Source organism: Pollutimonas subterranea, from assembly GCF_002849655.1.
In the GTDB taxonomy this organism is placed as follows: Bacteria; Pseudomonadota; Gammaproteobacteria; order Burkholderiales; family Burkholderiaceae_B; genus Pollutimonas; species Pollutimonas subterranea.
Map to the genome: position 1 here is coordinate 340,907 of NZ_PDNW01000001.1, position 20,867 is coordinate 361,773.

The 20,867-nt window shown below is 59.0% G+C and carries 18 protein-coding genes; 11 read left to right on the forward strand and 7 right to left on the reverse strand.

Going from position 1 to position 20,867, the window contains the following annotated elements; all coding sequences use genetic code 11:
* The first annotated feature begins 38 nt into the window (after positions 1 to 38).
* Positions 39 to 2,018, forward strand: coding sequence for an acetate--CoA ligase (gene acs, locus CR159_RS01605; protein WP_102072233.1), 1,980 nt, complete (start codon positions 39 to 41; stop codon positions 2,016 to 2,018).
* Positions 2,019 to 2,029: 11 nt separating this feature from the next.
* The gene (locus tag CR159_RS01610; RefSeq protein WP_102072234.1) at positions 2,030 to 2,938 is read left to right on the forward strand and encodes a DMT family transporter; all 909 of its coding nucleotides are present in this window, start codon (positions 2,030 to 2,032) and stop codon (positions 2,936 to 2,938) included.
* 9 nt (positions 2,939 to 2,947) lie between these two features.
* Here the strand turns inward: CR159_RS01610 and CR159_RS01615 are convergent, their stop codons facing one another.
* Complete coding sequence (locus CR159_RS01615) at positions 2,948 to 4,594, reverse strand: electron transfer flavoprotein-ubiquinone oxidoreductase (protein WP_199173198.1); 1,647 nt, start codon at positions 4,592 to 4,594, stop codon at positions 2,948 to 2,950.
* Between the two features lie 227 nt (positions 4,595 to 4,821).
* Between CR159_RS01615 and CR159_RS01620 the strand changes: the two genes are divergently transcribed.
* From CR159_RS01620 to ftsB, 9 genes are all read left to right on the forward strand, one after another.
* Positions 4,822 to 5,262, forward strand: coding sequence for an acyl-CoA thioesterase (locus tag CR159_RS01620; protein WP_102072235.1), 441 nt, complete (start codon positions 4,822 to 4,824; stop codon positions 5,260 to 5,262).
* 73 nt (positions 5,263 to 5,335) lie between these two features.
* Positions 5,336 to 6,043, forward strand: coding sequence for a CoA transferase subunit A (locus tag CR159_RS01625; protein ID WP_102072236.1), 708 nt, complete (start codon positions 5,336 to 5,338; stop codon positions 6,041 to 6,043).
* 2 nt (positions 6,044 to 6,045) lie between these two features.
* On the forward strand, positions 6,046 to 6,699 hold the full coding sequence (locus tag CR159_RS01630; protein ID WP_102072237.1) for a CoA transferase subunit B: 654 nt from the start codon (positions 6,046 to 6,048) through the stop codon (positions 6,697 to 6,699).
* A gap of 36 nt (positions 6,700 to 6,735) precedes the next feature.
* Entirely contained in the window at positions 6,736 to 8,529 is a 1,794-nt protein-coding gene (locus CR159_RS01635) for an aminopeptidase P family protein (protein ID WP_102072238.1), read from the forward strand.
* 100 nt (positions 8,530 to 8,629) lie between these two features.
* The gene (gene pyrG / locus CR159_RS01640; RefSeq protein ID WP_102072239.1) at positions 8,630 to 10,309 is read left to right on the forward strand and encodes a CTP synthase; all 1,680 of its coding nucleotides are present in this window, start codon (positions 8,630 to 8,632) and stop codon (positions 10,307 to 10,309) included.
* 169 nt (positions 10,310 to 10,478) lie between these two features.
* Positions 10,479 to 12,095, forward strand: coding sequence for an MFS transporter (locus CR159_RS01645; RefSeq protein ID WP_102072240.1), 1,617 nt, complete (start codon positions 10,479 to 10,481; stop codon positions 12,093 to 12,095).
* Positions 12,092 to 12,544, forward strand: a complete 453-nt coding sequence (locus CR159_RS01650; RefSeq protein WP_102072241.1) for a MarR family winged helix-turn-helix transcriptional regulator — start codon at positions 12,092 to 12,094, stop codon at positions 12,542 to 12,544. The genes CR159_RS01645 and CR159_RS01650 overlap by 4 nt, the downstream gene beginning before the upstream one ends.
* Positions 12,545 to 12,755: 211 nt before the next feature.
* Positions 12,756 to 14,042 (forward strand): phosphopyruvate hydratase, encoded by a 1,287-nt coding sequence (gene eno / locus CR159_RS01655; RefSeq protein ID WP_102072242.1) that lies wholly within the window; start codon positions 12,756 to 12,758, stop codon positions 14,040 to 14,042.
* A 47-nt stretch (positions 14,043 to 14,089) separates the two neighbouring features.
* Positions 14,090 to 14,416, forward strand: a complete 327-nt coding sequence (gene ftsB, locus CR159_RS01660; protein ID WP_102072243.1) for a cell division protein FtsB — start codon at positions 14,090 to 14,092, stop codon at positions 14,414 to 14,416.
* Here the strand turns inward: ftsB and CR159_RS01665 are convergent.
* From CR159_RS01665 to CR159_RS01690, 6 genes are all read right to left on the reverse strand, one after another.
* On the reverse strand, positions 14,413 to 15,519 hold the full coding sequence (locus tag CR159_RS01665; protein WP_102072244.1) for a TadE/TadG family type IV pilus assembly protein: 1,107 nt from the start codon (positions 15,517 to 15,519) through the stop codon (positions 14,413 to 14,415). The genes ftsB and CR159_RS01665 overlap by 4 nt on opposite strands.
* A gap of 81 nt (positions 15,520 to 15,600) precedes the next feature.
* Positions 15,601 to 16,536: an Hsp33 family molecular chaperone HslO gene (gene hslO, locus CR159_RS01670; protein WP_102072245.1), complete on the reverse strand. Its 936-nt coding sequence runs from the start codon at positions 16,534 to 16,536 to the stop codon at positions 15,601 to 15,603.
* Between the two features lie 54 nt (positions 16,537 to 16,590).
* On the reverse strand, positions 16,591 to 18,264 hold the full coding sequence (locus CR159_RS01675; RefSeq protein WP_102072246.1) for an acetate--CoA ligase: 1,674 nt from the start codon (positions 18,262 to 18,264) through the stop codon (positions 16,591 to 16,593).
* A 114-nt stretch (positions 18,265 to 18,378) separates the two neighbouring features.
* On the reverse strand, positions 18,379 to 18,912 hold the full coding sequence (locus tag CR159_RS01680) for an RDD family protein (RefSeq protein WP_102072247.1): 534 nt from the start codon (positions 18,910 to 18,912) through the stop codon (positions 18,379 to 18,381).
* A gap of 129 nt (positions 18,913 to 19,041) precedes the next feature.
* Positions 19,042 to 19,227 carry a hypothetical protein gene (locus tag CR159_RS01685; RefSeq protein ID WP_102072248.1) on the reverse strand — a complete coding sequence of 62 codons (186 nt, stop codon included), beginning with the start codon at positions 19,225 to 19,227 and terminating at the stop codon, positions 19,042 to 19,044.
* Between the two features lie 107 nt (positions 19,228 to 19,334).
* A complete protein-coding gene (locus CR159_RS01690; protein ID WP_102072249.1) occupies positions 19,335 to 20,855 on the reverse strand; it encodes a THUMP domain-containing class I SAM-dependent RNA methyltransferase in 1,521 nt (506 codons plus the stop codon).
* Positions 20,856 to 20,867: the final 12 nt, after the last annotated feature.

Here is a 20,867-nt window from a genome sequence, read left to right on the forward strand (position 1 = left end):
GAGGAAAATTCGAAAAAATACTTTCTTAGGAGCGCAATATGTCTAGTGGAATTGAATCTGTACTCACCGAAACTCGGGTCTTCCCGCCTTTTCCCAATCTCGTCGAGGGTGCCGCGATTTCCGGTATGGAAGCGTATCGGGCATTGTGCGACGAAGCCGGGCAGTCGCCGAATGAATTCTGGGGCCGCCTTGCACAAGAGAACCTGAGCTGGACAAAGCCATTCAACCAGGTATTGGACGAATCCGAAGCGCCGTTTTATCGTTGGTTCGCCGATGGCGAGATGAATGTATCGGCAAATTGCCTCGACAAGCATCTTGATACGCCAACCGCCAATAAAACGGCGCTTATTTTCGAAGCGGACGATGGCAAGGTCACGGCGGTAAGTTATAAAGAATTGCACGCGCTGGTCTGCAAATTCGCCAATGGCTTGAAGTCACTGGGACACCAGGCCGGCGAGCGCGCCATTATCTACATGCCGATGTCGATCGAAGCGGTCGTTGCCATGCAAGCCTGCGCGCGCCTGGGCATTATTCACTCCGTCGTATTCGGCGGGTTTTCATCAAAAAGCCTGCATGAGCGCACTGTTGATGTAGGTGCGACACTGGTGATCACGGCCGATGAACAGGTGCGCGGCGGCAAGACCATCCCCCTGAAGAGCGCGGTCGACGAAGCCCTGTCCATGGGCGGGTGCGAGGCGGTGGCACACGTCGTTGTCTACAAGCGCACCGGTGGCCCTGTGCAGTGGAACGAGGCCCGCGATGTCTGGATGGACGCGCTGGCGCAAGGCCAGTCCGATAACTGTGAGCCGGTTGCACTGAATGCCGAGCATCCCTTGTTCATACTTTATACGTCGGGTTCCACCGGCAAACCGAAGGGCGTGCAGCATGCCTCGGCCGGCTTCCTGCTGTGGGCTCTGCTTACGGTCAAATGGACGTTCGACGCCAAGGATTCCGACATCTTCTGGTGCACCGCCGATGTCGGCTGGGTGACCGGCCATACCTATATTACCTACGGACCGCTAGCCGCGGGCCTCACACAAGTGGTGTTCGAAGGCGTTCCTACTTATCCCAATGTCGGTCGTTTCTGGGAAATGATCCAGCGCCACAAGGTTACGGTGTTCTACACCGCCCCGACGGCAATCCGTTCGCTCAGCAAGGCCGCCGAGGGTTCCCCCGACTATCATCCCCGGGAATACGATCTCGGCAGCCTGCGTATTATCGGCTCGGTGGGCGAGCCCATCAATCCGGAAGCCTGGATGTGGTATTACACCAATGTGGGCCGCGAGCGCTGCCCGGTACTGGACACATGGTGGCAAACCGAGACCGGTGCGCACATGATAACGCCGCTGCCTGGTGTGACACCGCTCAAGCCTGGCTCCTGCACCTTGCCATTGCCGGGTATTGCCGCCGCGATCGTCGACGAGGCGGGCGAGCAACTGGAACGGGGCAAGGGTGGCTTCCTGGTGGTGCAGCGTCCGTGGCCCGGCATGATACGCACGATATGGGGTGATCCCGAGCGATTCAAGAAAAGTTATTTCCCTCCCGAGCTAAAAGGCGCCTACCTGGCTGGCGATGGCGCGCAATGCGACGCGGATGGCTACTTCTGGATAATGGGTCGTATCGACGACGTCCTGAACGTATCCGGACACAGGCTGGGCACCATGGAAGTCGAATCGGCCCTGGTGTCCCACCAGCTGGTCGCTGAGGCGGCCGTAGTGGGGCGTCCGGATCCCACTACCGGTGAAGCCGTCGTTGCCTTTGTCGTGCTGAATGGGCCGCTGCCCGAAGGTGCCGATGCCGAAAAGGTGGCAAAACAGTTGCGCGACTGGGTGGCCAAGGAAATTGGTCCGATCGCCAAGCCCAAGGACATACGCTTTGGCGAGAACCTTCCCAAGACGCGTTCCGGGAAAATCATGCGACGCTTGCTGCGAGTCGTAGCGCAGGGAGAATCCGTGACCCAGGACGTCTCCACGCTTGAAAATCCGGCGATTCTCGATCAGTTGTCGCAGGCTTGGTAGGGCGCGGTCTCTTGAAGAAAAACCAGGCGGACCGCGGGGCATTGTTCCTGATGGGTATTACCGTGGGGCTTTGGGGCGTCAGCTGGATCGTCATGAAGCACCTGTCCGCCTTCATCGGGCCTTTCGATCTCGTGGTCGGCCGATATGCGCTGGCCTTCCTGGTGTTGTTCTCAATACTCGTGGCAACCAGGCAGTCCCTGAGCTTTCCGCCGTTCTGGCTGACGGTCGGTATTGCTGTTTTCCAGACCACGGCGTTCCAATGCCTGTGTCAATTGGCGCTGGTCAGCGGCGGGGCAGGCCACGTGGTATTGCTGGCCTACACCATGCCGTTCTGGGTGGTGATGTTTGCCTGGGTGTTACTCAACGAACGTCCGGCTCGTCGACATGTCATCGCGCTTATGTTGGCGGCGCTGGGCCTGGTGGTTGTCATTGCGCCATGGAAAGGCATGGGCAGCGTCCAAGGCTCCTTGCTGGCACTTGCCGGCGGCATGAGCTGGGGATTGGGCGTGGTGTTGAGCAAGAAGATGTTCATGCGCCATCAGGTCGAGGTGCTTAACCTGAGTTGCTGGCAAATGATTTTGGGCGCCTTGTTCGCATTGCCGGTGGCGTTGTTATGGCCTCAACGCAGCATAGTATGGGGACCCGACCTGTTTTGGGGCATGGCCTACATGGCCATATTGGCCTCCGCGCTGGGCTGGTGGCTCTGGCTGTCGGTGGTGCGGCGGGTGAGCGCTACGATAGCGGGCATGTCCAGCCTTGGCGTTCCGGTGTTGACGATTATTCTGGCTTGGTTGCTGCTCGGAGAGCGTCCCACCCTGCTCGAAGCCGCGGGCGTGGCGCTTATCATGGCGGGCCTGGTGGTTATCAATTTGCCGCCAGATGTGTTTCGCAGGCTGCGGCGGCGCAGCCTGCGTACGTAGACGGTAGCGCTACATTCCGTTGTAGACCGGACCTTCCCCGCCTTGGGGAGCCACCCATACGATGTTCTGCGTTGGATCCTTGATATCGCAGGTTTTGCAATGGACACAGTTCTGAGCGTTTATTTGCAAGCGATCTTCGCCCGCGTCGGTCTTCACGAACTCGTAGACTCCCGCGGGACAATAACGCGCTTCAGGTCCGGCATACTTGGCCAGGTTGACCGACACCGGTATCGATGGATCTTTAAGCGTCAGGTGTACCGGTTCGTTTTCTTCATGATTGGTGTTCGAGATGAACACCGAACTCAGTTTGTCGAACGTGAGCTTGCCATCGGGCTTGGGATAGTCGATGCGGGCGCATTCAGCCGCGGGCTGCAGACAGGCGTGATCGGGCTTGGAGTGGTGCAGCGTCCATGGCATCTTGCCTTTGAGCAGCCATTGTTCGATACCCGTCATCAGGGTCGCGACGGTACGGCCTTTCTTGAACCATTGCTTGAAATTGCGCGACTTGTTGAGTTCAGCATGCAGCCACGAGCTTTCGAATGCCGCCGGATAGGCCACGAGTTCGTCCTGGCGGCGGTCGGCAACGATCGCATCGAATGCGGCTTCGGCAGCCAGTGCACCGGTCTTGATAGCCGAATGGCTGCCCTTGATGCGGGAGGCATTCAATACGCCGGCTTCGCAGCCGACCATGACGCCGCCCGGGAAGCACAGTTTTGGCAACGATAGCAGTCCGCCGGCAGTGAGCGAGCGCGCGCCATAGGCGATGCGCTTGCCGCCCTCGAAAGTCGGGCGTATGGCGGGATGGGTCTTGTAGCGCTGAAACTCTTCGAATGGAGAGAGCCATGGATTGGCATAGTCGAGCCCGACGACCAGTCCGACCACAACGATGTTGTCCGCCATGTGATACAGGAAGGATCCGCCATAGGTGTCCGAATCCAGGGGCCAGCCAGCCGTGTGCACAACCAGCCCGGGCTGGGACTGCGAAGGATCGACCTCCCACATTTCCTTGATGCCGATGCCATAGCTTTGCGGATCGCGGCCTGCGTCAAGTTTATAGCGGCTGATGAGCTCGCGGCCCAGTTGGCCGCGCGAGCCTTCGGCAAAAACGGTGTAGCGTGCGTGGAGTTCCATGCCGGGCTGGTAGTGTGGTGTGTGCGATCCATCGCGCGCCACGCCCATGTCGCCGGTGGCCACGCCTTTTATTGCGCCGGCGTCGGTGTAGAGGATCTCGGTGGCTGCGAAACCCGGGAACAGGTCGACACCCAGGCTTTCGGCCTGTTCACCCATCCAGCGCACCACATTGCCCAGGCGGACGATGTAGTTGCCGTGATTCTGGAAGCATTCCGGCAAAAGCCAGTTCGGTGTCTGGCGTGAGCCTTTTTCGGTGAGAAACAGGAATTTGTCCTCGGTGACCGCGGTATTCAGCGGTGCGCCTTTTTCTTTCCAGTCGGGGATCAATTCATTGAGTGCGCGGGGATCCATGACGGCGCCCGAAAGTATGTGCGCGCCGACCTCGGAGCCTTTCTCGAGGACACAGACACTGATCTCGTGGTCCCGCTCGGCGGCCAGCTGCTTGAGCCGAATGGCAGCCGCAAGGCCTGCTGGCCCCGCGCCTACCACGACAACGTCGTATTCCATTGATTCGCGTTCAGCCATTTCTAGAGATCTCCCGTGTGTCTGATTTGTTGTGGCAAGTGGCCGGTGGGGCCTGGATTTATGACCCGATTGTATTGCAGTCTCGGACCATACCCCCTCACCGAGAGGCCGTGCGTCACGATTTCACGTAGGCCATGGCCATCATGGTCATGCGCTTTGCGCGTTAAACAAGGCTTTTCTTACCGTTATACTTGCTTATTCGAATATAGCGAAAGAGGCGTTTTTTCATGCAGCTTACCGAGCCGTCGTTCGCGCCCATGATAGGGGGCGCTTTCCATTGCGCATTGCCGATACGCTGGGGCGACCAGGACGCCCAGAATCATGTGAACAATACCCTGTACTTTCAATATTTCGAGGAAGCACGGATGCAACTCTTCCAGCGGGCCGGCATCTCTTTGCCGTCCAGCAAGGTCGGCGTTCTGGCCCATACCTCATGCGATTTCCTCAAGCCACTCATGTATCCGGCCACCATCGTGGTAACCCAGATTCTCGCCAAGGTCGGCAGGTCAAGCATGACCGTCGACACGCTTATCGAGCGGGAAGACGAGCCCGGTGTGGCATACGCCAAGGGCAGCTACATTATTGTGGGCGTTGACGCGGCCACCGGTAAATCATGCCCGTGGAGCGACGCGGAGCTCGCTCAGTTTGCCAAGCTTTTTATTTCCTGATCGTTGATTCACTCATAATGCGGGTCATGTGATCCGCTTGCCCAGCATGCAGTTTTGAAATAAGGATGGAGTAATGGATAAAGTCTATGCAAGTGCCGCAGAAGCGCTCAAAGGCGTAGTCGCCGATGGTCAAACCATTGCCGTAGGCGGGTTTGGCCTGTGTGGCATTCCCGAGGCCCTGATCGCAGCCTTGCGCGATTCCGGGGTGCAGAACCTGACATGCATCAGCAATAACGCAGGTGTTGACGGCTTTGGCCTGGGCCAGCTGCTTAGCACGCGCCAGATCAAGAAGATGATTGCATCGTATGTCGGCGAAAACAAAGAATTCGAACGCCAGTACCTGGCCGGCGAGCTGGAGCTGGAATTCACGCCACAGGGCACGCTTGCCGAAAAATTGCGCGCCGGCGGCGCCGGGATCCCGGCTTTTTTCACGCGTACCGGGGTAGGCACCCTTGTGGCGGATGGCAAGGAAGTTCGTGAGTTCGATGGCGAGCAATATGTAATGGAACGCTCGCTGGTCCCCGACGTGTCCCTGGTCAAGGCCTACAAGGCCGACCGCAGCGGCAATCTGATCTTCAGAAAGACGGCGCGCAATTTCAATCCGAACGTCGCAATGGCCGGTAAGGTCACCGTCGTGGAAGTCGAGGAAGTCGTCGATACCGGTACGTTCGATCCGGACGAAGTCCACCTCCCGGGCATTTACGTTCACCGCATCGTGGTCAATGCCCATCCCGAAAAACGTATTGAACAGCGCACTGTCCGCAACGCAAAAGGAGCTTGAGAATGGCCTGGAATCGTGAAGAAATGGCAGCACGCGCTGCCCGTGAATTGCAAGATGGTTTCTATGTGAACCTGGGCATAGGCTTGCCCACGATGGTGGCCAATCACGTGCCGCAGGGTGTTGAAGTATGGCTGCAGTCCGAAAACGGCTTGCTGGGCATAGGGCAGTTCCCGACAGAAGACGAAATCGACCCTGACTTGATCAATGCCGGCAAGCAGACCATCACCACCTTGCCCGGTTCGTCCATTTTCTCCTCGGCGGACTCCTTTGCCATGATCCGTGGCGGCAAGATCAACCTGGCCATACTGGGTGCCATGCAGGTTTCCGAGAAAGGCGATCTCGCCAATTGGATGATCCCCGGGAAAATGATCAAGGGCATGGGTGGCGCCATGGACCTGGTTGCGGGCGTGGGCCGGGTCGTGGTGCTGATGGAGCACGTGGCACGCAAGAAAGACGGCACGGAAGATATGAAGCTGCTGCCTGAATGCACGCTGCCGCTGACCGGCGTGGGCGTTGTCGACCTCATTATCACCGACCTGGGCGTCATGGAAGTGAGCGACAACGGACTCAAGCTCATCGAGCTTGCGCCAGGGGTCAGCGTTGACGAGATCCAGTCCAAGACCGGCGCCACGCTCGACGTGTCCGCGGTCACCTAGGTCTCCAGCATCGCCGGCTTCCCAATAAGGATTATCGTGAATACCAACGTTTTTGCCGATCGTGTCCGTGCCCTGCAAGCTGCCATGAGTTCGCATGGGGTACAGGCATGCGTGGTGCTGTCGTCCGACCCGCATTTGTCCGAATACCTGCCTGGTCATTGGCAAGGCAGGCAGTGGCTCAGCGGATTCGACGGATCGGCCGGTACCTTGGTGGTGACCGAAAGCGACGCGGGCTTATGGACCGATAGCCGTTATTGGGAGCAGGCTGACAACGATTTGGCTGGCACGGGTATAACCACCATGCGGGCGGGCGCGCCGGACGTGCCCGGACCCATCGAGTGGCTGGCCGCCACGCTGTCCGCCGGCGCTTGTATAAGCGTCGATGGGCAGGTGCTGGCCATCCGCACGCAGCGCCAATGGCAAGAGACGCTTGCAGGAACAGGAATCAAACTGTCGTGCGACCGCGATTTGCTCGACGATATCTGGGCGCAGCGGCCCGGCTTGCCGCAAGGTACCGTGTTCGAGCATCTGCCTCCGTTTGCCTGCCGGTCGCGGAAGGACAATCTGGCTGCGGTACGGACCGCCATGGAGCGCCACAAGGCCGATTGGCACTGGATTTCATCGCTGGACGATATAGCCTGGCTATTCAATCTACGCGGTAACGATGTTCCCTATAACCCGGTATTCCTGGCTCATGCCCTTATAGGCAAAGACAGTGCCCGTTTGTTCGTCGCACCGGGAAAGATCCCGGCCGAAATCGTGCAAGCGTTGCTGCAAGACGGTATAAGCATCGAACCTTATGATGCCGTCGCGGGCGCCCTGGCGTGTCTCGCGGAAACGGAATTGCTGCTTTTCGATCCCGCAAGAACCACCGTAGGTGTGTTGGCCTCAGCCGCATTCGTCGGCAAGACCGAAGCGCTCAATCCTACACAACTGCTTAAATCGTGCAAGACGGATGCCGAAGTCGAGCACGTGCGTCGCACCATGGAGCACGATGGCGCTGCCCTGTGCGACTTCTTTGCCTGGTTCGAGGACGCGCTAGGCGCGACCCGCATCACCGAATTGACCATAGACGAAAAGATTACCGAAGCGCGCACTCGTCGTCCCAACTTCGTTACGCCCAGCTTTGGCACCATTGCCGCATTCAACGCCAATGGCGCCATGCCGCATTATCACGCGACCGACCGGTCGCATGCCGAGATAGAAGGTAACGGCTTGCTGTTGATCGACTCCGGTGGCCAGTACCTGGGCGGCACGACCGACATTACACGGGTCGTGCCAGTCGGGCAAGTCAGCGACGCACAGAAGCGTGATTACACCGCCGTGCTCAAGGGAAACATCGCCTTGTCGCTGGCTGTATTCCCGCGTGGCACCATGTCGCCCCTGCTGGACACGGTTGCCCGCATGCCCATCTGGCAAGCCGGTGCCGACTATGGACACGGAACCGGCCACGGCGTGGGCTATTTCATGAATGTGCATGAAGGCCCGCAGTCGATTGCCTACCGTGCCACCGTCAACCCCGACATGGCCATGCAGCCGGGCATGATCACCTCTAACGAGCCTGGTTTGTATCGTCCGGGCATGTGGGGCATACGGATTGAAAACCTGGTGCTTGCCGTGCCGGCAGTCGAGACCGAATTCGGCGAGTTCCTGAAGTTCGAAACGCTCACCTTATGCCCGATCGATACGCGTTGCATTGCCCTCGATTTGCTGACACAAGCCGAGCGGATGTGGTTGAACGACTACCATGCCGAAGTCCGCCGCCGTTTGCTGCCCTTGGTCAGCGGGCCAGCCCAAGACTGGCTGATCCAGCGTACCGCCGAAATTTAATCAAAACCTCTTTATTCGTCCGTAACGGTCAACAAGTCGGTTGCGGGCGGCTATAATCCAAATTTCCCGCTCTGCCCGGCCACACCGGGCATGTATACCGATGACCAAATACGTCTTTGTTACGGGTGGAGTCGTCTCCTCCCTGGGTAAGGGCATTGCTGCTGCTTCCCTCGCGGCCATCCTCGAATCCCGAGGATTGCGCGTCACCATGCTCAAGCTCGATCCTTATATCAACGTCGATCCCGGCACCATGAGCCCGTTTCAACACGGGGAGGTCTTTGTGACCGAAGACGGGGCCGAGACCGATCTCGACCTGGGCCATTACGAGCGCTTTATCTCCACCCGCATGCGCAAGGTCAACAATTTCACGACCGGGCAGATCTACGAATCCGTGCTGCGAAAAGAGCGCCGCGGCGATTACCTGGGCAAGACGGTTCAGGTCATTCCCCACATTACCAACGAGATCCAGGACTTCGTGGCGCGCGGCGCCAAGGCGGCCTGGGACGGCGCCGCCGATGTGGCCATCGTCGAGATCGGCGGAACCGTGGGCGACATCGAATCCCTGCCTTTCCTGGAAGCCGTGCGGCAAATGAGCCTGCGCCTGGGGCGCAACAACGCCGCGTTCATTCATTTGACGCTGGTTCCGTTCATTGCCTCGGCCGGCGAACTCAAGACCAAGCCTACGCAGCATTCGGTCCAGAAATTGCGGGAAATCGGCATTTACCCACATGCCCTGTTATGTCGCGCCGATCGCCCCGTTCCCGACGACGAGCGCGCCAAGATTTCGCTGTTTTCCAACGTCCCGCTCGATGCCGTCATTTCGGTCTGGGATGCGGATTCCATTTACAAGATTCCATCCATGCTGCAGAAGCAAGGACTGGATACCCTCGTTTGCGATGCGCTCGCCTTGAATCCTCCTCCCGCGGACCTTACGGTCTGGGACCGCCTGGTGGATGCCATCGAGCACCCGCGACACGAAGTGCGTATCGGCATGGTGGGCAAGTACGTCGACCTGACCGAATCGTACAAGTCACTCAGCGAAGCCCTGGTCCATGCGGGTATCCACACGCATTCGCGCGTTTCCATCGAATACCTCGATTCGGAAGTCATCGAAGCCGAAGGCACCGATTGCCTGAAGGGGCTGGATGCCATCCTGGTACCCGGCGGCTTCGGCAAGCGCGGCACCGAAGGCAAGATCAAGGCGATACGGTATGCCCGCGAAAATGGCGTTCCCTATCTGGGCATCTGCCTGGGCATGCAACTGGCAGTCGTGGAGTTCGCGCGCAATGTGGCCGGCTTTGGCGGTGCCAATAGCACTGAGTTCGATCCTTCGGCGCCGCATCCTGTGGTGGCCCTGATCACCGAGTGGCAAGACCGCGAAGGCAAGATCGAAAAGCGCGATACGACCTCGGACCTGGGCGGCACCATGCGCAAGGGCGCACAACGTTGCCCGGTCAAGTCGGGTACGCGGGCCAATGCCATTTACGGCGACGAAGTCAACGAACGGCACCGTCATCGTTACGAGGTGAACAACGTTTATGTGCCTCGACTGGAAGAAGCCGGCATGGTGATCAGTGCGCGCACGCCTACTGAAAACCTTCCTGAAATCATGGAGCTCCCCAAGCATCCATGGTTCATGGGCGTTCAGTTCCACCCCGAGTTCACATCAACGCCGCGCGATGGCCATCCGCTGTTTTCAAGCTATATCCAGGCTGCCATCGATCACCAGGCGCAGCGTACGGAAGCAGAGGGCGCAGACCCCGCCATCAAGGCCGTATAGTCTATGCAATATCCTGGCCCGGTATCATAGGGCCAGGACGGCATGCCGGGTCCGCGCAGCACCGGCGGGCCCGGTTTCTTGTCAAAAAACTCCGGATGTCCTTGTTTCGTGCGCCACCGCGGCGCTAAAATGATGGACACCACAATCATTGTCCTATCAAAGATTCTCCATGTCACCCCAGTCCCCGCTCCAGTCTTCCGACAGTGGCCGTGTCCTGCCCGTGCGGCAGTCGTTGCTTGCCATGCTGGGTCTTTGTTTCGTCACGATGCTGGTCGCGGTGGACCAGACGGTGGTGGGTACGGCTCTGCCGACGATCGTCGCTGAACTGAACGGATTTGAGCTGTATGCCTGGGTGGCAACGTCGTATTTGTTGACGTCGGTCATTACCATTCCGATCTTCGGCCGCCTGGGCGACTACCATGGCCGCAAGCCATTCGTCATTGCATCGATTATCGTTTTCACGGTGGCTTCCGCCTTATGTGGTATTGCCGAGACGATGTTGCATCTGGTATTGGCGCGTGCCGTGCAAGGTATTGGCGGCGGAATGCTGATCGGCACGGCGTTCGCATGCGTCCCCGACCTCTTTACCGACACGCATGTGCGATTGCGCTGGCAGGTGTTGCTGACGGCTTCGTTTGGCGTCGCCAACGCGTTCGGCCCATCGCTGGGGGGCCTTCTTACCCATTACATGGGCTGGCGTTCCGTGTTCTACGTCAATCTTCCAATAGGCGTGATCGGCCTGTATTTTATTTGGCGCTTTCTACCTCATATCAAGCACGTGCAGCGTGGAAAAATCCGGCTGGACTGGCAAGGTGCTGTCCTGATCGCGCTGGGCTTGGGCAGCCTGCAGCTATTCGTAGAGCTGGTGCCGCTTCATGGCGCCAGCCTGTCCATGGTTTTGCTGGGTGTGTTCTCGATTGCCGCATTCGCCGTGCTGGTCTATTGGGAGAAGCGCTGTGAAGAACCCTTGCTGCCCCTCGACATGTTTCGCAACAAGAGCCTGGTCGCCTTGTCGTTTCTTTCCTTCTTCACCGGTTTTGTGATGTTCACCTTGCTGTTCTACCTGCCGCTGCTGCTACAGGGCGGATTCGGCTTGAGCCCACAGCAGGTAGGCCTGCTTATTACTCCCTTGGTGGTATTCATAACCGTCGGCAGCATCGCCAATAGCCGTATCGTGGTGCGCCTGAAGTCACCCAATCACATCCTTTATCTCGGCTTTAGCCTGATGGCGCTGGCATGCGCCGGGATGTTGGTCACGGAGAAGATCACCTCACACTGGATCGTGGCTGTCTACATGATGCTGGGTGGTACTGGTCTGGGCTTCGTCATGCCTAATCTCACGGTCTTCGCCCAGGAGACAGCCGGCCGCGCATTGCTGGGCATCTCTACCGCACTCTTGCAATCAGTACGGATGATAGGCGGCATGTTCGGCTTGGCACTGGTCGGGACCGTGGTTGGACACTATCATGCGGGGGCGGTCCGCGCATCCATACCGCAGGGCGAAGGAACGTCGTGGATGACTTTCCTGGAAGATCCGCAGGTCCTGGTCAGCCAGTCAGTGCAAAATGATTTCATGGCCCAGATGCAAGGTATAGGAATGAAAGGCGATGCCTTGATAGAGATCGCCCGTGCATCCCTGGTCTCGGCCGTTCACGGTGGTCTGGCGCTTACCTTGTTGACTGCGCTGGTTGCTCTCGCATGGGTATATCGTGTGCCGCATATGAGTTTCTCCCGCACTGCCGATACCGGTCAACTCGTCAAACCCAAAGCAAAGGGCCGGCCATGAGCGACGTTCCGCAACTGCACGTGATGCAGCAGCTGGGGCGTACCTATCGTGCGCTGATGTCTGCCTTCGAGGCCAATATTGGGCACTCGATGCCGCGCTGGCGTATTTTGCTGCATTTGCATCAGTGCGGTGAGGCCTCCCAGAAACAGCTTGCGCACGCCCTGCGGATCGACCCCGCTGCGCTCACGCGCCAGATAAAGGTTATCGAGAACAAGGGATGGATAGAGCGGCATAATGACGCGCAAGACAACAGGCTGACGAACGTAGCCTTGACCGCGGCGGGCACGGAAGTGGTGGAACAAGCCATGCCCAAGCGCTCGGCGTTTATTGAACGGGCGCTTTGCGACTTGTCGCCCGAGGATATGCAGGCGCTTGGGGCGATGTTGAACGTCCTTGAGCAGCGCCTGCGCCAAGAGGCGGCCAGCGCGGCGGTTGACCCTAAATCCTGAATCGGCTCGGCGAACCGATGCCGGGCGCCGCCTCCATGCAGGCGTGACAGGAAATAAAATTTCTAATCTTTTAAACTAAGGCAAGCGTCATGGTGCGCAGCACAGGTACAATCGGTCGTTTGCGTTCGGTGTCGCGGCGCTGGCCAGTAGACCTGCGTGTCGCCATGCAAACTTCTCAGCGTAACCCTATTTCAAGCAGGACAGTCAACATATGAGTGCAATCGTAGATATCATTGGACGCGAAATTCTAGACTCGCGCGGCAACCCGACCGTCGAGTGCGATGTACTGCTGGAGTCGGGCGCAATGGGTCGTGCGGCTGTACCGTCGGGCGCCTCCACCGGTTCGCGGGAAGCCATCGAGCTGCGCGACGAAGATACGTCGCGCTACCTGGGCAAGGGCGTCCTGCGTGCCGTCGAGAACCTGAACACCGAGATCTCCGAAGCCCTGATGGGCCTTGACGCGCAAGAGCAAACATTCCTGGACCGCACACTTATCGATCTGGACGGCACCGAGTCCAAAAGCCGGCTTGGCGCCAATGCCATACTGGCTGCCAGCATGGCGGTGGCACGCGCTGCGGCCGACGATTCCGGTTTGTCGCTATACCGCTATTTCGGGGGCAGCGGCCCCATGTCCATGCCTGTGCCCATGATGAACGTCATCAATGGCGGCGCACACGCCAACAACACGCTCGATCTGCAGGAATTCATGATCTTGCCCATCGGGGCTACAAGTTTCCGCGAATCCTTGCGCATGGGCGCTGAAATTTTCCATGCACTCAAGAAGCTGCTGAACAAGCAGGGCATGTCCACGGCGGTGGGCGACGAAGGCGGTTTTGCGCCTAATGTGGCCAACCACGAAGCGGCTATCCAGCTTATCCTGCAAGCCATTGCCGAGGCCGGCTACGAAGCCGGAACGCAGGTGGCATTGGGACTGGATTGTGCCAGCTCGGAATTCTACCGCGACGGTAAATACCATTTGGCCGGCGAAGGCGGCATTGCGCTGACCTCACAGGATTTTTCGAATCTGCTTGCTACCTGGTGCGATAAATACCCCATCATCTCGATTGAAGACGGCATGGCCGAGAACGACTGGGAAGGTTGGAAACTGCTTTCCGACCAGTTGGGCAAAAGGGTTCAATTGGTGGGCGACGACTTGTTCGTCACCAATACCAAGATACTCAAGCAAGGCATCGATCAGGGCATTGCCAATTCCATCCTTATCAAGATCAACCAGATCGGCACCCTGACCGAAACCTTTGCCGCCATCGAAATGGCCAAGCGTGCAGGTTATACCGCAGTCATTTCCCATCGTTCGGGTGAAACAGAAGACACCACGATTGCCGATATTGCAGTGGCCACCAATGCCATGCAGATCAAGACCGGCTCCTTGTCGCGTTCAGACCGCATGGCGAAGTACAACCAGTTGCTACGTATCGAAGAAGAGCTCGCCGAGGTGGCGTCTTATCCAGGTCGCGACGCGTTCTACAATTTGCGCTGAACCAACTCGACAGCCTGGCAGCAGCCGGGCTGTTTTCTGCGTAGAACATGCGACTGCTATTGATCATCCTGGTCTTGTTGACCGCCATTACCCAATACCCGCTCTGGTGGGGCAAGGGCGGGTGGCTGCGCGTACAGGAACTTGAGCGAAAGGCAGCGAGCCAGCAAGAGACCAATGAAGCCCTGGTTGCCCGCAATAATGCGTTGCAAGCGGAAGTGCAGGATCTCAAGTCGGGCAAGGCGGCCATCGAGGAGCGGGCGCGCGGCGAGCTGGGCATGATCAAGGAAGGCGAGGTGTTCGTGCAGATACTGGCTCCGCATGAGCACGAGCCGGAGATCAGGACTCCCCAGATTCCGGTAAAGCCCGGCAATTAGGCCGTACAACACAAAATTACTCCACAAGCCGGATCATCGGGCGCTACGGCCAAGCCTGAAGACGGGGTGGTGGGCGTCGTACTGTCCGCAGGGCTGTTCGGCACCGAGCCGGCAACCGGCGCATTGGGTGTCTGCCCGTTTCCGGCCGGGGGCCATTGAGGCAGGGCATCTTCGGAGCTAGGCTGCGCCGTTCCGTCTGAGACGGGCGCCCCAGGCGCATCCATGCACCATAAGCCTTGGCAACTCACGACGGCGACCGGTAGGCCCGAAGGTGGCAATTGCTCTTTGACGACCTTGCCATTGCCGAGGGACGGCCAGTCGACCGGATGCGACTGCATGACCAGGGCAATATCCTGCATGATCGGAATGTAGCCTCCGCGCGCCATGGCGTTCTGCCCATATGAGCTGCCTTGTGAACCGAGCAGGCGCATCAATCCCTTGATGCCGGGCAGGATGGGTTCGTGCAGATAGGTCAGGCGCAATACCAGCGTATTGGCCTGGAGAATATCCTGGCTTGACTGTGGGCCGCGGGGGGGTGTTTGCCCTTGTGCTGAAGCGCGTTGGGATTGTTCGGCCAGGTAGTTGTTGTTGATGGCGTGTAGGCCTGTTTCCTTCGCGATGGGCAGCGACGAATCGGAAAAATCACGAAAGGCTTGTGGCGTGGGGGAGAGTATCTGGATGCGCCATGGCGCAGCGCCCGTAAGCCGCCGACGTTCGACCAGGGCCTGTTCCAGCCGCTGGACGGCCCCGGATTCCGACCGCGCCTTGCCAGACCGGGTCTCGGCAGTCCGGGTCGCGCCAGAGTCGGAAGCAAGCAATGGCAGTAACGCCTTTTCAAATGCCGATTCGATGGTGCTAGGCCGGGCGTGCGCCGTGATGGCCGCGCGGCCCGCCTCGAGCAGGGCGAGGCTAAGGGCTTGCCGCTTGAAGAACCACTGTGCGACCTCTATGGTGCCCATGCCAAGCAGGAAAATGGGTACGGCCACAACGGAGAACTCGATGAGGCTGGTGCCACCCTGGCGTGCCGGCGGCCTTGCAAAGAAGGCCGCCGCGCGCGAAGGGCGGCGCGGGCCTAGCCGGGGAAGTACATGGTTTAGACGCATTGGGCCAGTATGCCCGCGTCCGTAAACCAGGTCGATTGTGGATAGTGCCTAAGGGGAACGACACCAAAATGGCATGCCGGTTCAGTGGACCGATTTGGGTTCGCCGTGAGACGTATCCAGGTTGTCGACGAATAGTCCGGCGCAGTCTACGGCATCGAACTGATACGGCTTGCCGCAGAAGCTGCAGGAAATATCAATGACCTCGCGTTCGCTCAGTATGTCCTCGATTTCGGCGCGGCCCAGCATACGCAGCATGTTGGCCACGCGTTCGCGGGTGCAAGGGCAATGCCACCGAACTTCTTGCGGTTCGAATGCAATCAGGTCTTCTTCCCAGAACAGGCGGTGAACCAGGGTGTCGGTGTCCAGGGCCAAAAGCTCGTCGTACTTGACTGTGCTTGCAAGGTGGCAAATTCGTGTCCAGGTTTCCTCGCGTGCTTCGTCATCCGCTTCCTGATCGTTTTCCGCCGTTCCGCCGTGGTGGGGGAGGCGCTGCAATAGGAGCCCGGCCGAATTCTGCGCGTCGGATGCCAGCCAGATACGGGTGTCGAGCTGTTCGGAATTGCGCATATAAAGTTCGAGCACCTGGGCTACCGAATCGCCTTCCATGGGAACGATACCCTGGTAGGGTTCAAGGTCGGTGGTGTCGCGGTTGGGATCCAGGACCACCACGAAACGGCCTTTGCCGTGTGCATTCAGCAATGATTGCAGGGTGCCGTCAGCGGGTATGTCGTGGCCCTCACGCAGCGTTACCGTGGCGCGTATGGACAAATCGGCCGTGCACTCGACCACGACCAGCGCAATCGGGCCATCGCCCTGCAATTGCAAAACCAGCGATCCATCGAACTTGATATTGGTGGCCAGCAAAACCGCTGCGGATACGAGTTCGCCAAGCAGGCGCTGCACGCAGTCGGGGTAGTGTTGGTGGACCAGGCCGGCTTGCCAGGCGCCGGTGAGCTTTACGGCCTGCACTCGGGTGCTGTGGTCGGGCAGCAGATACTTTTTAAATTGATCAGTCATGGCTAAATTTTAGCCCATAACCAGGACCAGGCGCCTGAGCGCCGGCCCGTCCGCTTATTTGCGTGATCCGTCGACGGCCCCGCTACGTTGCTGTTCGCGCGCCCGCAATATGTGGCGACGAATGTTCCCGGTATTGGTCAGCGGCAAGCTATCGACAAATTCGATTTCACGGGGTGTCTGGTAAGACGCGAGATGCGTCCTGACATGTTCTTGCAGTTCTTTCTGCAGGTCCTGGGTGTTAAGCCCCTTGGCACTGTTGCGCAACACGACATAGGCTTTGACGAGCGCACCGCGGCTGTTGTCCGGCTTGGGGACGACAGCCGCACTGGAGACGGCGGAATGGCCCAGCAGGCAGTCTTCGATTTCTCCTGGCCCGATACGGTGGCCGGAGCTTTTAAAAATATCGTCGCTGCGCCCGGCATACCAGAAGTACCCGTCTTCATCGACCGAGGCCAAGTCACCGGTCAGGCACCAGTCTTTGGAGAATTTGCCTTGCGTTGCCGCCTCGTTACGCCAATAGCCCAGGAACAGGGCGGGATCCGGGTGCCGGTGTATATCGTAGCGATTAAGCGCGATTTCGCCGACTGTACCCACCGCGCACGGTTTGCCGTGAGAATCCAGTACGGCAACCTGATGCCCGGGATAAGGCCTGCCGATACTGCCTGGCTTGGCGGGCCACTTCTTGTGGCTATTGCCGATAACGGCATTCATTTCAGTTTGGCCGAAGACTTCGTTGGGCGTTACGCCCAACGCCTTCCGGCACCATTCGAATACTCCGGCGTCCAGGCTTTCGCCGGTTGTCATGATGGCGCGCAAGGCAAGTTGATACCGGTCGCGTGGCGCCGGTAAGTCGTGCATGATGAGCTTGATAATGGTGGGAAACAGGAAAGCGTTGGTCACGCGGTAGCGTTCCATGACCTCCAGGCAGCGGGTTGTTGAAAAGTCACCCAATGTTCCAACCAGGCTTTGTCCAAAATAGAGAGAGGGCAACAAGGCATTCATGAAGCCGGCCGCACGCGACCACTCAATAGGGCTCCAGAACACGTCGCCCTTCTGGGGAAACCAGTTCTGTGCCGCAACAAAGCCGGGCAGGCTGCCGATAAGCGAGCCATGGGCAAGGAGCACACCCTTCGGGGCACCCGCTGTTCCCCCCGTGTAAAGCAACAAGGCGGCGGCATCGGATTTTGTCGCGGCGACCTTGAAGTCGGCAGGCTGACGTGCAAGCAAGGTACGCCACGGTATGATGGCTTCGTGGTCAAAACCCAGGGCAATGATTTGCGCCAGTGCCGGACACTGGAGCTGCGCGTCCAGCAGGGCAGGAGCGGCGGTGGCATCGACGATGGCAACGCGGGCATCCGCATCGCGCAACCGTGCTGCCAGCCCATCGGAACCTATGAGCGCGGGCAGGGGAACCGCTATGGCGCCGACGCTGAAGACGGCCATGCAGGCCGCCACGGCTTCCGGGCGCTGATCCATGATGACCGCGACGCGGGCGCCGGGCTGGACGCCCATTTTGACGAGCCCATGGGACAGCTTGTTGGTGGTTTCGGACAGCCGTGAGTACGTCCAGACCTCACGCTGTCCGACTTCGTTCTCGTGATAAATGGCGATACGCCGCCCTTCTTGCGGGTTCTCGGCCCAGCGGTGTACACACGCCTGTGCGATGTTGAATTGTGATGGGACAAACCACTGGTAAGTCGGGTACAGCACCGAGTATTGGTCGTTCATTGTCTATGGATTCAACTAAGGCATACAGAAGGCGCAATTTCCTTTATCGCAAGCATGAACGACAAGCAGGAACTGCGCAATCCCCATGACTTAGAAACCCGACGACCCTAGGGTTTATACCGATACCGGGGCTTTCTGTACGTCGACCAGGCGTGTACCCAGCAGGCGGTCATGCAGAAACTGTCGCTCGGGGTCGAACCACGTCCAGACAAAGATGCTGAACGGTGCAAAAACGATCAGGAGATCCGTCGAGCTGTAGCCTGTCATTCGAGAGGCAGCCAGTACCAGCAGCGAAGACAATAGCGGCAGTGGCCACAGGAGCAGGTATCGGAGAATGAGACGTCTCAGGCTTGGGCTTGTTCCATCGCGATCCACCAGGCGTATGTTCCAGGTCTTCATTGGCAAGGTTTGTCCCCGCTTGCGCCAGCACATAATGAAGTACACGCCCACGGCCATGAACACGATGGCCTGCCTGCCATGCCGCAGCATCAAGGCGTCGCGGCTCTGGGTAAGCGTATCGAAGAGGTAGCTGGCCAGGAAGATGACCCCGAACAGTAATACCGCTTCGTACATCATGCAGGCAAATCGGCGTAGGCGACTCGGTACGGCGATTTTGGTAGTGGTCGAGGAGGGTGGATTTAAATGCATTGCGAGAATATATAGAGCAGTGGATGGGCGCTATTATCCCGCACTTAGTCTTGGACAAGAAAAAAGCCGCTGTAGCGGCTTTGGCTGTGCGTTATCGGCGCTTCGGGTACTGGTTCGGCGGACCCGTATTCAGCTGGCTGTCTGTGCGGCTTGGCCATTACTTACCTTGCTGCGGGGCAATAATGCGGCAAGCTTGGCGAACAGGCCTTTCAATGCTTCCAGCGGCTTAAAGCGGAACTGTTCTTCGATGGCTTGCATCATCAGTTGACGTTCAAGTTCGTCGGTTAAACGGATATCTTTGCCTGGGGTGATCATGACTGCCTCTTTACTAATGAATGAACGCTTCGTTCAGGGTAAACCCTATTATAGGGTTTACCCGCATTCATGGCAAGAGAGCTGTTGCGTTATCGATGCAGGATCGGCTATTTCTGCCGGTAGCCGGCAGCCACCATTTCGAAACTGAACAGGCGGCAGTCCAGCGCGCCGTTGTACAAGGGATAGCGGCGTAGCGGCTTAAGGCGCAGTGCCTTGGGCAAGTCCATATCGCTGGAAATGATGCTGACATTCCAGTCACTATAGTTTTGCTTCAGGTTTTGAGCCCATTCGCGCCATAGGCCGGTATCCTGCTCGCTGGGCAGGCGCTCGCCGTAGGGCGGATTGGTCACCAGCCAGCCGCTGTCCGCAGCGGGCGGCGCGGAACGTGCATCGCCGACCTCGAAACGTATCGTACCCGGTGTAAGCCAGGCGCGATCCAGATTCGACTTTGCCGCTTCGATTGCGGAGGGGTCGAGGTCGTATCCAACGATGGGACTTTCGAGGCGCGGGGCGATGCGCGAACGGGCTTCATCCTTGAGGTCGCGCCAATGCCGGGCGTCGTGATTGCGCAGTCGCTCGAAACCAAATGGACGCCATATGCCTGCCGGCACGCCCAAGGCGATCCATGCACCTTCGATCAGTATCGTGCCGCTGCCGCAGAATGGATCCATCAAGGCTTGGGAAGGATCCCATCCTGATAAGGCCAGGATACCGGCGGCCAGGTTCTCGCGCAGCGGCGCTTCGCCTTTTTCCATGCGCCATCCACGCTTGAACAGGGATTCGCCGGACGTGTCGAGATACAGGGTGGCGCTATCTTCAGTGAGAAACAGGTGGACGCGTGCATCGGGGCGTACCGTATCGATACTGGGGCGTTCGCCCTCGCGGTCGCGCAGACGGTCGCAGATGCCATCTTTGACACGCAAGTTGCAGTACTGGAGGCTTTGCATGGGGCTGCGGATGGCGGAGGTGTCCACCCGCAAGGTTTGTTCCGCACCAAACCAGCGCTCCCAAGGAGTATCCAGTGCAAGGTCCAGGATATCGTCTTCGTGTTGCACGGGGCCATACGCGACTTCGACCAGCACTCGGGTCGCCAGGCGTGAATACAGGTTGGCCCGCAGAATACCCGTCCAGTCGGTATGGAATCGGCATCCGGCGCGTGCCGGTACCGCGTCGTCGAAGCCCAGGGCCTGCATTTCGGCAACCAGTGCGTCCTCCAGTCCTTGGGGGCAAGGCGTGAAGACGGGGAATATCTCGGCACGCGGAGTAGCGGCAGCGCGCCTCGCGCCAGGCTTCGATCTAAACGCGTCTTGCTCTGCGTAGGAGTTGGGTTGCCGCTCGGGAATGGGTTCGCCGGGATATCGGTTACGTTCCGCTGATGGCTTGCGCGGCGCCGGAGTTGTTCCGGTTCCGGTTCCGGTTCCGGTCCCGGTTCCGGTCGTGGGCTGGGGCAAGGACGAGGGACGAGGGTCCGGGGTCATGCTGCGTTGCTGCTCGCGCTGCCGGTCGAGTTGGGCGACCTGGCGCGCGCGTCCGCCGGCGCGCTTGCGGCGTTCGCCCTCGGGGTTATCACCCGCGGCGACGGTTTTTTTCTTCAGGGTAAGAGTCTTGCCGGTTTTGGCGTCGGTCATGGTTCAGAAGGC